At 68.5% G+C, this 14,123-nt stretch carries 14 protein-coding genes; 1 reads left to right on the top strand and 13 read right to left on the bottom strand.

All coding sequences use genetic code 11. From position 1 onward, the window contains the following. Positions 1 to 10: 10 nt before the first annotated feature. The 13 genes from BMW87_RS14925 to BMW87_RS14985 form a co-directional block, all read right to left on the bottom strand. Positions 11 to 2,434: a TonB-dependent siderophore receptor gene (locus tag BMW87_RS14925; RefSeq protein WP_093077115.1), complete on the bottom strand. Its 2,424-nt coding sequence runs from the start codon at positions 2,432 to 2,434 to the stop codon at positions 11 to 13. Continuing rightward, positions 2,431 to 3,516, bottom strand: a complete 1,086-nt coding sequence (locus BMW87_RS14930) for a FecR family protein (RefSeq protein ID WP_093077116.1) — start codon at positions 3,514 to 3,516, stop codon at positions 2,431 to 2,433. Before BMW87_RS14930 ends, BMW87_RS14925 begins: the two co-directional genes overlap by 4 nt. Continuing rightward, positions 3,513 to 4,013: a sigma-70 family RNA polymerase sigma factor gene (locus tag BMW87_RS14935; protein WP_093058818.1), complete on the bottom strand. Its 501-nt coding sequence runs from the start codon at positions 4,011 to 4,013 to the stop codon at positions 3,513 to 3,515. The genes BMW87_RS14930 and BMW87_RS14935 overlap by 4 nt, the downstream gene beginning before the upstream one ends. A 339-nt stretch (positions 4,014 to 4,352) precedes the next feature. Beyond that, positions 4,353 to 4,973 (bottom strand): sensor histidine kinase, encoded by a 621-nt coding sequence (locus tag BMW87_RS14940; protein ID WP_093077118.1) that lies wholly within the window; start codon positions 4,971 to 4,973, stop codon positions 4,353 to 4,355. 171 nt (positions 4,974 to 5,144) lie between these two features. After that, a complete protein-coding gene (locus tag BMW87_RS14945) occupies positions 5,145 to 5,870 on the bottom strand; it encodes a GDSL-type esterase/lipase family protein (RefSeq protein ID WP_177192773.1) in 726 nt (241 codons plus the stop codon). Positions 5,871 to 5,994: 124 nt separating this feature from the next. Next, complete coding sequence (locus BMW87_RS14950; RefSeq protein WP_093077121.1) at positions 5,995 to 6,540, bottom strand: Rrf2 family transcriptional regulator; 546 nt, start codon at positions 6,538 to 6,540, stop codon at positions 5,995 to 5,997. Positions 6,541 to 6,697: 157 nt separating this feature from the next. Next, the gene (locus BMW87_RS14955) at positions 6,698 to 7,618 is read right to left on the bottom strand and encodes an SMP-30/gluconolactonase/LRE family protein (RefSeq protein ID WP_093077122.1); all 921 of its coding nucleotides are present in this window, start codon (positions 7,616 to 7,618) and stop codon (positions 6,698 to 6,700) included. Positions 7,619 to 7,635: 17 nt separating this feature from the next. Next, entirely contained in the window at positions 7,636 to 8,526 is an 891-nt protein-coding gene (locus BMW87_RS14960; protein WP_093077124.1) for an amidohydrolase family protein, read from the bottom strand. 8 nt (positions 8,527 to 8,534) lie between these two features. Then, positions 8,535 to 9,491 carry a tripartite tricarboxylate transporter substrate binding protein gene (locus BMW87_RS14965; RefSeq protein ID WP_093077125.1) on the bottom strand — a complete coding sequence of 319 codons (957 nt, stop codon included), beginning with the start codon at positions 9,489 to 9,491 and terminating at the stop codon, positions 8,535 to 8,537. Between the two features lie 23 nt (positions 9,492 to 9,514). Then, the gene (locus tag BMW87_RS14970) at positions 9,515 to 10,501 is read right to left on the bottom strand and encodes a Bug family tripartite tricarboxylate transporter substrate binding protein (RefSeq protein ID WP_093077127.1); all 987 of its coding nucleotides are present in this window, start codon (positions 10,499 to 10,501) and stop codon (positions 9,515 to 9,517) included. 50 nt (positions 10,502 to 10,551) lie between these two features. Next, positions 10,552 to 11,478 carry an NAD(P)-dependent oxidoreductase gene (locus BMW87_RS14975; RefSeq protein WP_093077128.1) on the bottom strand — a complete coding sequence of 309 codons (927 nt, stop codon included), beginning with the start codon at positions 11,476 to 11,478 and terminating at the stop codon, positions 10,552 to 10,554. Next, complete coding sequence (locus tag BMW87_RS14980; protein WP_093058786.1) at positions 11,475 to 12,164, bottom strand: RraA family protein; 690 nt, start codon at positions 12,162 to 12,164, stop codon at positions 11,475 to 11,477. The genes BMW87_RS14975 and BMW87_RS14980 overlap by 4 nt, the downstream gene beginning before the upstream one ends. 38 nt (positions 12,165 to 12,202) lie before the next feature. After that, positions 12,203 to 13,189 carry a Bug family tripartite tricarboxylate transporter substrate binding protein gene (locus tag BMW87_RS14985; protein WP_093077130.1) on the bottom strand — a complete coding sequence of 329 codons (987 nt, stop codon included), beginning with the start codon at positions 13,187 to 13,189 and terminating at the stop codon, positions 12,203 to 12,205. Positions 13,190 to 13,359: 170 nt separating this feature from the next. On the opposite strand from BMW87_RS14985, the gene BMW87_RS14990 reads away from it, so the two are divergent. Further along, positions 13,360 to 14,112, top strand: a complete 753-nt coding sequence (locus BMW87_RS14990) for an IclR family transcriptional regulator (RefSeq protein ID WP_093077188.1) — start codon at positions 13,360 to 13,362, stop codon at positions 14,110 to 14,112. Positions 14,113 to 14,123: the final 11 nt, after the last annotated feature.

Raw genomic sequence — 14,123 nt, forward strand, 5'->3', positions numbered from 1 at the left:
GCCATGGTGCCTACCAGCGGTAGGTGAGCTTCGCCTGCACCGTGCGCCCCTGGCCGAAGTACTGGCCGTAGCCCGCGACGTAGCTCTTGTCGAAGAGGTTGGTGGCGTTCAGCGCAAAGCTGTAGGGGCCGCGTTCGTAGCGGATGGCCGCATCGACCAGCGTGTAGGCCGGGTTGTAGCTGCTGTTGTCCACGCTGGCCGGCACCCTGCCGACGCGGCGCACGCCGCCGCCCACGCTCCAGCCCTGCAGCTCGGGGCTGCCGAAGCGGTAGTCGAGCCACAGCGCGGCGGTCTGGCGCGCTGTGTTGAGCGGCTGCTTGCCCACTTCTTCGGGGTTCAGGCTGCGGGTGATCTTTGCGTCGAGCAGGGTGTAGCTGGCCACCAGCTTGAGTTGGCGGGTCAGCGAGGCGCGCGCCTCGAATTCCGGGCCGCGCGTGCGCACCTCGCCGATCTGCGAAACCGGGTTGAGCACATACGGGGTGAACGTGGGCGAGTTGTTCTTCTTCAGGTCGAAGACCGACACGGTGAACAGTGCGTCCACGTTCGGCGGGCGGTACTTCAGGCCCACCTCGAACTGCCGGCCGATCTCGGGTTTCAGGAGGTCGCCGCCGGCGATGGTGCCCAGCAGCGGGGTGAACGAGGTCGAGTAGCTGAAGTAGGGCGCCAGGCCGTTCGGCGCAAGGTAGAGCAGGCCCGCGTTGTAGGTGGTCTTGGTGTTGGTGTCGAGGCCGATGGACGACGCCGCCGCCTGCGGCCCCGGGCTGGCGCTGTTGTGCGCCCGGTCCTGCCGCACGGCCAGCCCGAGGGACCACGGCCCCGCGCGCATCTGGTCCTGCACATGGAGTCCGCGCTGCGTGATGCCGTTGGTCGACTGAACGGAGAACGCGGGCTCGGGCACGGGCGCGCCATAGACCGGTGCGAAGGCATCGATGGAGGAGGCCGGATCGACGCTGGTCTGCGTGGTGCTGCTCTGGCGCTGGTACTCCAGCCCCATCAGCAGCGTGTGCTCCACCGGCCCGGTGCGAAAGCGCCCCTCGAGCTGGGTGTCGAGCGTGGTGGTGCGGCTCTTGTCCTTCATCCGCACCACCGAGCGGTCGAGTGTGCGCAGGTCGCTCTCGAAGCCGGTGCCGTAGATCTGCCGGTAGTCGATGTCGAGCGTCGCGTGGCGCGCGTTCTGCCGCAGCGTCCAGTTGTCGTTCAGCTGGTGCTCCAGCAGGTAGGTGAGCGAGAACGCATCGCGGTTGTAGCGGTCGAAGCCGGGCTCGCCGATGAAGCGCTCGCGCGGAATGCTGCCGTTGGGGTTGGGCGAGATGAGGGCGCCTTCGGGCCAGATGCTCTTGGGCGTCATGCGGTCGCGCGTGGCCTCGGCCATCAGCGTGACCTTGGTGCGCGGCGATGGCGTCCACGTCAGCGACGGGGCAATGAAGTTGCGGTCGTCGCGCGAGAAGTCGGTCTGGCCGTTGCTGTTGCGCAGCACGCCGTTGAGCCTGAAGAGCAGGCTGCCGTCGGCGTTCATCGCGCCGCCAAGGTCGAAGCTTCCCTGGTAGCGGTTGCGGTTGCCCACCGAAAGGCTCACCTCGCGCACCGCCTCCGCCGAAGGGCGCTTCGACACCATGTTGATGGCCCCGCCCGGCGCCGACGGGTCGTAGACCGCGCCCGGTCCTTTCAGCAGCTCGACGCGCTCCAGCACCTGCGGCTCGACCAGCCACCGTGTGACGAGGCTGGTGGTGGGTAGCTTGAAGCCGTCGAGATATTCGGCGGGCGTGAAGCCGCGCACCGTGAGCGACGCGAAGCGCGGGTCGTAGCCGCTGACCTCGGTGAGCACGCCGGCGGAATAGCGCAGCGACTGCTCGACGGTGTGCACGGCCTGGTCGTCCATCTGCGCTCGAGTGACGACGGTGACGGCGCGCGGCGTTTCGAGCAGCGACGTGTCGGTGCGTGTGGCGGTGGCGCTGCGCTGCGCCACGTAGCCCTGCACCTGGCCGTCAGCGCGCTCGCCCTGTGCGGTGACGGTGAGTGTGGGCAGCGTGCTGCCGGTGCCCGGCGCTGCCGCCGTGGCCACGGCCGGGCGCACCGCATAGGCGCCGCTGCTGCCGGGCACGGCTTCCAGCTGGTGGGGCGACAGCAGCTCGGCCAGGCCTTCGGGCACCGTGCGGCTGCCCTGCAGCGCGGCCGCGTTCTTGCCGCGCACCAGCGCCGGATCGAAAGACAGCGTGATGCCGGCCTGGCGCGCGAAGGTGCTGAGCGCGTCTTCGAGCGCGCCGGCCGGAACATCGAAACCGGCGCTTGCGGAGGCCTCCGCCTGTGCACGTGCGGATCCTGCGGGCGCAGCCCATCCCGCCGCGACGCCCAGCAGCAGCGCGGGAAGCAGGGTGGGCCTTGCCGGCCGGAACCGCCAGAACCCGGGAGGGCGGTCCGGATTAAGCCGTCTCAACGTCGCGCAACAGTCAATGTGCCTCCTGTGCCATGTTCGAGCCGTACAGGCAGTGTGCGAACCAGCGCTTCGAGCGCGCGGCCGACCGGGTCGGGGCCGTTGAGCTGGAACACGCCCGACACGCGCAGCGAGGCCACGTCCGCATCGCACAGCAGCGGCGTGCCGTGGTAGCGCGCCAGTTCGGCGACAAAGGCGTCCAGGCGCATCTGCCGGGCCACCAGCGCGCCGTCGGTCCATGCGTCGGGCTCGAAGCTGCGGTCCACGATGCGCTGCGGCTGTGCCGCGCCGCCGCGCACGATGTAGCCGTCGCCGGCCTGTGCGACCACCGGCGGCGCGCCTTCGGTATGGATGGCCACGCGGCCTTCGGTGAGCGACAGCCGCGTCTGGTCGTTCTGTTCGCGCACGCCGAAGCGCGTGCCGAGTGCCTCGAAGCGTGCATGCGGCGTCTCGACCCAGAAGGCGCGGTGGCCCAGCGGCGCGCCGCTGTCGGCGCCGGTGCGCACGAAAAGCTCGCCGCGGCTCAGCACGATGCGCCGCTGGCGCGGCGAGAAGATCACCTGCACCTCGGAGCCGGTGTTGATGTTCAGCTCGGTGCCGTCGGCCAGCGTCACGCGCTGGCGCTCGCCCACGGCGGTGGCGTAGTTCGTGCGTTGCTCCCAGGGCGTTTCGCGCCAGACGAACAGGCCGACGACGCCGCCGGTGACAGCCAGGCCCAGCACGCCCAGTGCCCGGCGCCGGCTTTGCTGCTGCCGCTGCTGTTGTGCGCGCATCAGGGCCGCGGCCTGCAACGCGCCGTGGGCCAGCGCGCCGCCTGCGTCGCCCATGTCGCTGCTCATACCGCCGCTCATACTGCCGCCGATGCGCGGCACCTGGCGGAAGGCGTCTTCCACGGCCTGCACCTGCTGCCAGGCCTGTTCGTGCGCGGGGTGCGCGGCGCGCCATGCGTCGCAGGCGCTGTGCGTTGTTTCGTCCGCGCTACCGGAGCCCAGCCGCACGACCCAGGCGATGGCCTGTTCGAGCAGGTCGGAGGCGTTGCCGCCGTCGCCGGACGAAGGAGAAGAAGTGGGGAATGCAGGTTTCATCGCAGCGCCAGGCAGTGGCGGATGGCAGTTGCCATGTATTTCTCGACCGAGCTCAGGCTCACGTTCAGGCGCTGCGCGATCTCGGCATAGCCCAGGCCGTCGAGCCGCGAGAGCAGGAAGGCGCTGCGCGCCTTGGGCGGGAGACCGTCGAGCATGGTGTCGATGCGCACCAGCGCCTCGACCAGCAGCAGTTGCGTCTCGGGCGAGGGCGCCTGGGGCTCCGGCAGGGCCGCGATGGCTTCCATGCAGGCGCGCTCCAGCGTGCGGCGGCGCACGTGGTCGACCACGAGGCCGTGCGCGATGGTGGTGAGCCAGGCGCGCGGCTCGCGCACCTCTTCCACATCGCCCGGACGGCCCAGCACTCGCACGAAGGTGTCCTGCGCGAGGTCGGCGGCGTCGCCCGCGTGGCCGAGCTTGCGGCGCAGCCATCCGAGCAGCCAGCCGTGGTGGTCGCCGTAGAGGGTTTCCACACTGCGCGTGGGAGGACGGTCCGGCATGGAAGGGAAAGAGAAGTCGTTCGGGAACGCAGCGAGCGTTGCAGGCATGAATCTATCTCACTGGGTTGGCATTTGTGAAAGCTTTACTGCCGCGGCTGCATCCCGCCGGGGGATGGCCCCGGGTCTGCATGATCGGCGCGAGCGTGGACAGGCTGGCGGCGCTGGTGCTGCCAGCCTCGCAGCGCCCGAGACCGATCGACAGCGCAAGGCCGCCCGCCGCCGCACCGAGGCAGCCCGCGCTGGCCAGCCAGGAGCGCAGGGAGCCGGGGGCGCCGACGGTGGCTCGCGCTCGTGTTCGTGCGCGGGTGGGTGGCGGCACGAAGAGCCACGGGGCGGCCATCACAGCAGCCCCTTCGGGGCACGCACCGCGCGGTCGCCGTACAGCGGAAACCGCAGCGTGAGACAGCCGTCGCCAAGAGGAGAGGGCGCGGTATAGATGCGCGCGCCGTGCCGCGCCACGATGGCCTGGCAGGCATGGATGCGGGGCGTGGCCGCGCGGCTGGCGCTGGTTTCGAAGGCGTGCGACAGGCGGGGTGCGTCGGTGTCGCTGTCGCTGTCGATGGTGGCCTCGCGCCAGCTGATCACCGCCTGGTGCCCTTCGGCGCGCGCCAGCACGTGCAGCGTCGTGCCCTGCGGCAAGGTGGCAGCCGCCGCGTCGGCGATGTGCGCCATGAGCTGGGGCAGGTCGCCCGCGATCACGGCCACCGGCAGCGGGTCTTCCGGCAGGCGCAGGTCGAGCCCGATGCCGCGTTGCGCCAGCGTTGCCCCGTGGGTGACGGCGAGCGCGCGCAGCGGCTGTCGCAGGTCGATGCGCTCGCGCGCGGTGACCGGCTCCGGCCGGGCGCCGATGTGGGCCGGCGGCGTGCCCGCGGCGCGCACGCCGAGCGCCTTGCCCGTGAACCAGACGACGCCGAGCGCGAAGAAGGCGGTCGCGACGACGCAAAGGCTGCTTGCGCTCATCGGGCAGCCTCCTGGCGGGGCGACGGGGACGATTCGGGCGATGACGGTGGCGTGCGGAAAGTGCTCTGAAGCATGGCGAGGCGGCTCCTCTTTCGGTCTCAGGTGAATGCACTTCCTTGCCGAACGGAGCCGCCAAAACCCGTAATGGCGTATCGAAAAAAGTTGCGGGTGTCAGTACCTGCACTCGGGCGCGGCCTGGTCGAGCAAGGCCACGATGCGCCCGACCAGCCGCTCGCTGTAGGCCGGGGCTGGGTGCAGCACGTCCGCCATCTCGGCGGGCTTGAAGGACACGGCACCCCAGTCGGCAAACAGCGCGCCGGTCTCGCCGGCCACGCGCCGGGCGATGTTGTCGGCTGCGTCCCTGCCCGGGGCGGGGTGCGTCTGGCGGCTGAGGCCGGTGACGACCGGCGTGCGCCCCTGGGCCTGCACGTGCGCCACCATGCGGCGCAGTGCCGGCTCGTAGGGCTGGCCGAACTGCCCGTCGTTGATGCCGTGTTGCAGCACCACGAAATGCGTGGTCAGCGGCGTGCTGGAGAAGGCGGGCGCGCGCTGGGCGGCCGTCGACCCCGCCACGCTGTTGTCGAGCACCGTGTAGGCCGGCCGCATGCGCTTGAGCATCGCCGCGGGCGGCTCGTCGAAGCGCTGGTTGTTGTTGTAGGCGCCATAGAGGATCGAGTCGCCCTCCAGGGTGACGGTGCAGTCGCGGGGTGCGTCGTCGGGCGCTTTCGCGGACGCCGCCGGACGGGTCGGGGCACTGCTGCTGTGGCTATTGCTGCTGCCCCTGTCGCCTCCGCAGGCGGGGACCAGCGCACCGATCGCAAGGATGGCAAGCAGCGTGAAAGCGATGTCGGACAGGCGGACACAGGCCGCGCGTGGGCGTGCAGAAAGAGAAACCAAGGCGATCTCCGGCAAGGGCCTCCGGCGTTTTCCGGAAGCATCGATCCCTTGCCGTACGAGTTTTCAAAACCCGTAATGCGCCTTGCGTTTCAGGTCAGTCAGCCATGTAAAGCCTGCTTCGTCTTCAGCGCTTGGCGAACACGCCGTTCCACGCGAACACCGAGTTCGGCGCGTTCACGCGCATCGGCAGGGTTGCGGGGCTCGGTAGGGCTTCTTTCTTCTTCGGGGGCTCGTGCTCGACGCGCACGCCCTTGGCCAGCTGGTCTTCGACCAGGCTCTGCAGCGTGACGGAGCCCAGGAATTCCATGACATGGTGCTTGGCGGAGGCCCACAGCGCATCGGTCGAGTAGCAGCCCTTGCTGCTGCCGCCGGCGTCTTCCTTGTTCGGCGAGGCTTCGGTGTCGGCCAGTGGCTGGCCATCGACCGAAGCGAGGATGTCCGCCACGGTGATTTCGGACGCCCTGCGCGTCAGCGTGTAGCCGCCGCCCGGTCCGCGCGTTGCCTTGATCAGCGCATGCTGGCGCAGCTTGCTGAACAGCAGTTCGAGCGACGAGCGGGCAATGTGCTGTCGTCGGCTGATCGACGCCAACGGTACGGGGCCATCCCGTTCGCGCATGGCGACATCGATCATGGCCGTCAAGGCGAAGCCGCCCTTCGTCGTGAGACGCATGGAGTGTTCCTCGGTGTTGGGTTTTGCAAACAATGCGTGGTAGGTGTGCAAAAGACCGGGAAAAGTTTCCTTCGGGAGGTAAAGGCCTTTTTTGAAACAAATCGAAAAAAGACCGGCCCATCGACGCTTGCGAGCCTGCAGGAAGGGCTTTGGGGGGCTAGGACGACCAGCGATGAAGTTCCACGCCGGGAGCGTCGAGCGCCAGCTTCAGCACGTTGCCGTGCGTGGAGTCGGTGACGAACAAGGTCGACCTGCCAGCGCCACCGAAGGCGATGTTCGTCGTCGAGGCGCCGGTGGGCCCGCGCAGCACCATGACGGGTTCGGCGCGCGTGTTGAGCACCCAGACATAGCCCAGGCCGGGATTGGCCACCAGCACCCGACCCTGCGTGTCGACCGCAAGCCCGTCGGGACCGCTGGGCCCGTAGGACGTGAAGAACTGGCTCACCTTGGCAACGCTCCCGTCGGCCAGCAACGGCACGCGCCAGACACAGTTGCCGCGCGTCACCGCGAGATAGAGCACCTTGCCGTCCGGCGAGAGGGCCGCGCCATTCGGGCTGGGCACGTTGGACAGCAGCAGGTCGAGCTGCCCGTCGGGCCTCAGGCGATACAGGCGGCCCGAGGGGTCGTGCAACCCGCTCTGGCCCTGGTCCGTGAAGTAGACGTTGCCCTGCGCATCGAGCACCAGGTCGTTCACGCCCTTGAAGCTCTCGGTGTTGCGCCGCTGAAGGTGTGGCGTGACGCGGCCGGTTCGCACATCCACCCGCATCAGTCCGTTCTTGTAGTCGGTGACGAGCAGGGTGTGTGCGTCGACGAACTTCATGCCGTTCGGCTCGCCGTCGTACTCGGCGACCAGCGTCCATTCGCCCGATGTGTCTATGCGGAAGATCCGGCCGAAAGGGATGTCCGTGACGTAGAGGTTGCCGTCGTCGTCGAACACAGGGCCTTCGAGAAAGGAATCGGTCACCTGGCCGCCGCGGTTGGCATCGGCCCAGACGCTGGGCTCCGGGCGGCGGAAGGACTCGGGCATGCTGGTGAAGGTCTGCAGGTCCAGCACCTGGGGCGCTTGCAATAGGTACAAGTCGGTCTCCTCTGCGATCAGGTCATCGCGAAGCCATAGAGCCTCGCCGGGTTGTCGACCAGGATACGGTCGCGCACGGCGGTGGCGCCGTCGCACCACGCAAAGAGTACGTCGGCCAGGTCGGCATCGTTGACGGTGCCTGGAGTCTCCGTGGTGTGAGGCCAGTCGCTGCCCCAGACCAGCCGTTCCGGTGCTGCCTTGACCAGCGCACGGCCCAGCGCGAAGGCATCCTGGTAGGCGGGCGCCCCGTCGCGCGATCGCATGTAGACGCCCGACAGCTTCATCCACGTGTTGCCACCGTCGAGCAGCCGGCGCGCCACCGCAAATGCCGCGCCGTCGACACCGTCGGCCGGGTCGATGCGGGCCATGTGGTCTATCACCAGCGGCACCGGGAGTGCCGCCAATATCGGCGCGAGTTCCACCAGTTGTTCGGGCTGCAGGAAGACCTGGATGTGCCAACCCAGCCGGGCCACCTTTCGCGCCAGCGTCGTCAGCATCTGCGCCGTGGTGACGCCCCAGGACTGCGGCGTCACGAAGTTCACGCGCAAGCCGCAGACACGAAGCGCCGCCAGGCGGTCGAGCTCGTCGTCGGCCACGTCCTGGCCGACGACTGCGATGCCGCGCGCGCGCTCGCCCAGTTGCGCGAGTGCGTCGAGCGTGCAGGCGTTGTCCGTGCCGTAGGTCGAGGGATTGACGACCACCGTGCGCGAAGTTCCTAGCCGCTGCTGCAAAAGCCGATAGGCTGCCACCTCGGCCCGCGGCGGCTGGCGCTTCCAGTGCGGCGACGCGGCGAAGCGCGGGTCGAAGATGTGCATGTGGCTGTCGCAGGCGTCGGCAGGCAGTGCAGTCGCGGGCCGGTTCGTCCCCACCGAATGGGGAACCGGCTGCGCGTCAGAGGTGTGGTCCATGGCTGTCTTCAGTCGAGCTTGATGTTGCCCTTGCGGATCACTTCCGCCCATTTCGCATCTTCCTTCTTCAGGAAGTCGGCGAACTCGGATGGCGTCGAGCCGACCGGCTGCACGCCAACGTCCACGAAGCGCCGCTTCACTTCGTCATTCTTCAGGACATCGACCACCGCCTTGTGGAGCTTGTCGGCGATGGGCGCGGGCGTGCCGGCCGGCAGGAGCAGGCCGTTCCACTCGTAGGCCTCGTAGCCGGGCGCAACGGTCTCGGCGATGGTCGGCACATCGGGCAGGCGTGCGGAGCGCTGCGGCGACGACACCGCCAGCGCGCGCAGCTTGCCCGAGGACACGAGCGGATACGACGCCGCGATGGTGCTGAACATGAAGTCGACCTGTCCGCCCATGACATCGGAGATGGCGGGGCCGCCGCTCTTGTAGCCGACATGCACCATGTCGAGCCCGAGCCGCTGGCGCAGCAATTCCGCCGCAAGCCGCTGCACGGTGCCGCTTCCGCCCGATGCGAAGTTGAGCTTTCCGGGTTCGGCCTTCGCTCTGTCCGCGAGGTCCTTGATGCTCTTCACCGGCGACTCCGCGCGGACGATCACGATGTTGGGCGCCAGCGAGACGAGCGCCAGCGGCTGCAGGGCATTGCCGGCGTATGGCATGCGGGGAAAGAGATGCGGATTGATCGAGTAGGGCGTCGCGTCGTAGAGCACCGTGTAGCCGTCGGGCGCGGCCTTGGCCGCAAAGCTCGCACCGATGGTTCCGCTGGCGCCAGGCCTGTTGTCGACGATCACGCTGGTGCCCAGCTTCTCGCCCATGCGCACCGCCAGCACGCGCGCCAGCGCGTCCGCGGAGCCGCCCGGCGCATACGGCACGACGAGCGTGATGGGGCGGTCCGGAAAGGCGGCCTGGGCGGAAGCGGCTGCAGCGAAGAGGCACGCGGCGAGCATGCGTCGGATGGCTTTCATCATGGGTTCCTTGGGGTGTGCGTTCATTCGGTCTTGAGATCGAGCGTTCGGGCCAACTCGCCATAGAGCTTGACCTCGCGCGCCAGCTGCGCGCCGAAGGCATCGGCGCAGGTGTTCTGCGCTTCCATGCCGAGCGAACGCAGCTTCTCCTGCGTGGCCGGCGCTTGCGCAAACTCGTTGGCTGCGCGGCGCAGCACGGCCAGGACTTCCGGCGGCGTCTTTGCGGGTGCCAGCAGGCCGTACCAGGCGTCGGCCGTGTAGCCCTTGACGCCCACCTCCTCGAAAGTCGGCACGTCCGGCAGCAGTGCCGAGCGCTTCGGCGCCGCCACGGCCAGGGCCGTCAGCTTGCCCGACTGCACCTGGGCGAGCACCGAGCCCAGCGTAGCGAAAGAGCTGTCGACCTGGCCTCCCATGAGATCGGTCGTCGCCTGCGCCGCGCCCTTGTACGGGATGTGGTTCATCGACGTGCCTGTCAGCCGCGTGAATTGCGCGCTCGCGAAGTGCCCCGAGCTGCCCGAGCCCGGCGTGGCATAGGTGCGCTTGCCCGGCTCGGCCTTGACCGCCCGCAGGAACGCGCCGAACGACTTGACGGGCATTGACGGCCCTACGACCAGCACCGTCGGGCTCACGGCGAGCGAGCACACCGGGGCGAACGACCGCACGGCGTCGAACTTGACCCGCTGGCTGTAGAGCGCCGGGATCATCGTGTGATTCGTTGCGCCCAGCAGCAGCGTGTAGCCGTCGGCCGGCGCGGCAGCGACTGCTTCTGCCGCGAGGATCGTGTTGGCGCCGGGCTTGTTGTCCACGATGAAGGGCTGGCCCAGGGCGCGCGATGCATGGTCGGCAAAGGCGCGCGCCACCACGTCGGTGGGGCCGCCTGCGGAAAAGCCGACGAGGATGCGCACCGGCTTGGCTGGCCAGGTCTGTGCATGCGCCGTTGCTACTGCCGCCAGCGTGGCCGACAGCCCGAGCACGGCCACCGCCCGGCGGGCGTTCTTGCCTCTGTTCATTTTTTTGTCTCCTTGTCCTGGTCCGGATGGTGCCGCCTTGCGGCTGCGCCTCAGACGCTCGTCGTCTGGCGGGCGAGCACCTGCAGCAGATTCTTCGCTGCGCCCACGCCCATGTTCACGTAGGCATCGCTGGTGACGCCGCCGATGTGCGGGCTCAGCACGATGTTCCTTTCGCCCTGGAACGGATGGCCGGGTGCCATCGGCTCGACCGCGAAGCTGTCCAGCCCGGCCATGGCCACCTGGCCCGAGCGGACCGCCGCCAGCAGCGCGGCCTCTTCGATCAGGCCACCGCGTGCCGTGTTGATGACGATCACGCCGCGCTTGCATCGTGCCAGCGTCTCGGCGTTGAGTAGCCCGCGGTTGTCGTCCGTCAACGGGCAGTGCAGCGAAATGGCATCGGACTCGGCCCAGATGGTCGCCAGGTCCACGGCTTGTACGTACGCCGGAAGATTCCTGGCGTACGGATCGAACCCAAGCACGCGCATGCCGAGCGCATCGGCCATGCGCGCAAAGCGAAGCCCGATGGCGCCGAGCCCGATGAGGCCGATGGTGCGGCCGCCGAGTTCGAGGCTCTTGTGCGTTGCCTTGTCCCAGTGGCCGGCATGCATGCGCGCATCGAGCGCCACCACCGACTTGGCGCAGGCCAGGAGCAGCGCGAGCGCCTGCTCGGCCACCGCTGCTGCATTGGCGCCCACGGCCGCGACGACCTCGATGCCGCGTGCCTGTGCGGCCGCCTTGTCGATGGTGTCCGTGCCGCTGCCGTGCTTGGAGATCACCTTGAGCGCAGGGGCTGCGTCCATGACCGCCGGGCCCACCTTGCCGTAGCGCACGATGATGGCCACCGGGTCATGCGCGCGGCACAGGGCCACGAGGTCGTCTTCGGTCGGTGTCTTGCCCGCGTAGATGACTTCGTATCCCTCGAGGAGGTCGAGTGCCTGTGGCGCGAGGTCGGCGCCCGTCACCAGGATGGCTGTCACAGCGTCTCGCCCTCCTTCAGCACACCGGCCGTGCGCAGGGCTGCATCGAGCCACTTGGCGGCGGTGTCCCCGTCCTTGATGGCGGCGATGCGTGCGGCCTCGTCCTTCACCTTCTTCGCGGCGAGAGGCAGCAGCGATTCGATCTTCTCGCGCTCCACCACGACCACGCCGTCGCCGTCGCCGACGATGAAGTCGCCCGGATGCACCGTTACGCCGCCGATCGACACCGGATGCCCGATGCGCCCGCCGATGTTCTTGGTCGGCCCGTTCGGGTTGGTGCCGACGGAAAAGACAGGGAAGTCCATCTCGTCTATCTCGTTGCTGTCGCGGCAGGCCCCGTCGATGACCACGCCGGCAATGCCGACCTGCTTGCAGGCGGTCATCATGATCGTGCCCATGAGCGCGGAGGTCTGGTCGCCCTTGCCGTCGATCACGAGCACGTCGCCGGGCTTCGCCATGGCAATGGCGGCATGGATCATCAGGTTGTCGCCGGGGCGAACTTCTACGGTGATCGCGGTGCCGGCCAGCTTCATGCGGGGGCGCAGTGCCTTGATGCGGCCGTCCACCGCGCCGCGGCGCCCGGCCACGTCGGCCAGGATGGCCGGCTGGAATTCGGCAGCCTGCGCCACGATGTGCGCGGGCACGCGCTCGAAGTTGCGGACGATGTCGGGGAGGGGCGATGACATGGGAGTGCTTTCAGAAGTGATGGGATGAAGAAGGGCGCTCAATCCAGCTTGATGCCCGAAACCTTGACGACGGCGCCCCAGCGAACACCGTCCGTGCGAATCAGCGATGCGAACTTCTCGGGCGAGCCGGACATCACCTCTGCCCCTTGTGCCGCGAGCTTCTTCTGCACCTCGGGCGTGGCGAGCGCCTTGTTGAAAGCTGCGTTGAGCTTGGTGACCGCATCCTTCGGCATGGCCGCGGGGCCTGCCACGCCGAACCATGTAACGGCCTCGAAATCCTTGTAGCCCGACTCGGCCATGGTCGGCACGTCAGGCAAGTCGCGGTTGCGTTGCAGAGAGGTCACGGCCAGCGCGCGCAACTGGCCGCTCTTGATCTGCGCGATCAGGGTCGGCACGGACGAGATGTACATCTGGATCTGGCCGCCGACCAGGTCGGTCAGGCCTTGCGATGCGCCCTTGTAGGGAACGTGCGTGAACTGCACGCCCGCGGCCTTCTGGAACTGCTCGGTGGCGAGATGGGCCACCGTGCCGTTGCCCGAGCTCGCGTAGTTGAGTGCGGTGGGCTTGGCCTTTGCGGCGGCGACCACGTCCGCGAGCTTCTTGTAGGGCGACGCGGCCGAGACCACCAGCACCAGCGGTGCGGAGGCGACGAGGCCCACAGCTGCGAGGTCCTTCACCGGGTCGTAGGGCAGCTTGGCGTAGAGCGTCGGATTGATCGCGAGGTTGCTGGTCTGTCCCAGCACCAGCGTGTAGCCGTCGGGGTTGGCCTTGGCTGCCGCGTCGACGCCGATGTTGCCGCCGGAGCCGGGCTTGTTGTCGATGACGATGGTCCAGCCCTCCGAGTTCGCGACCTTGTTTGCCACCTCGCGGGCAATGATGTCCGTGCCGCCGCCCGGTGGGAACGGCACGACGAGGCGGATGGGTCGCGCCGGATAGCCTTGCGCCAGCGTCACGCCACAAGAAAGTAGAAGGGCGAGGCCGATGGCCGCGCGGCGAGGAATGGAGCTGGGGCTCGAGGTACGCATTTGTCTTGTCTCCGGAATCGTTCGATCAATCAGTGCCTGCGAGCGGTGGTGCTCCGAGGCATGAAGCGACTTTAGATTTGCGTTCCGCTCCATACAATGGTGGTCCACTGAACGGACCATGGACCACTGTGCGAAACAAATTGCGGGCAGCCAAGAGGCCGACCGAAGTCATCGAAGAGCCGCGTGAAGTGGACGCGGGCGCCACGGGCGGCGTGACCGCCGTCACCCGCGCCCTGCAGCTGCTCGATGCCTTCGGCATGCAGGACGAGCGCCTCTCGCTGGCCGAGCTGACCCGCCGCAGCCACATGCACAAGACAACCGCGCTGCGGCTGCTGCGCACGTTGGCGCTTGCCGGCTACGTGGTGCAGCGCGACGACGGCGAATGGCGACTGGGACCTGCGGCAGGCTGGCTCGGAGCCCGCTACCAAGCCAGCTTCGATGCCAACAATGTCGTGGAGCCGATGCTGCTTGCCCTGTCGCATGCAACGGGCGAGAGCGCAGCGTTCTATGTGCGCGAAGGAAATTCCAGGACTTGCCTGGCGCGCGTGGAAGGGCCGCAGCCCATCCGGCACCACGCACGCATGGGCGCGATGCTGCCGCTGGAAAAAGGGTCACCGGGGCGGGTGATTCTTGCGTTCTCCGGCGAGCCTGGAAAGCTGTACGAAGACATCCGCAAGAAGGGCTATCACTTCTCCATCGGCGAGCGCGAGAAGAACGTGGCGACCGTGTCGGCGCCGGTCTTCGGCCTGCGCTGGGCGCTGCTGGGGTCGGTGTGCATCTCGGGCCCCGCGGACCGGTTGCCCAAGGCAAAGCTGCTCGGCCACGCGAAGACGATCATGAAGGCCGCGAACGAACTCTCCTACGCACTGGCCGGCCGGCCCACTGCGCAGACTCCGGCGGTGGTCTCCACCTGGCATCCCTAGAAGGGGCCGGT

This window comes from Variovorax sp. OV084 (assembly GCF_900111625.1).
GTDB lineage: Bacteria > Pseudomonadota > Gammaproteobacteria > Burkholderiales > Burkholderiaceae_C > Variovorax.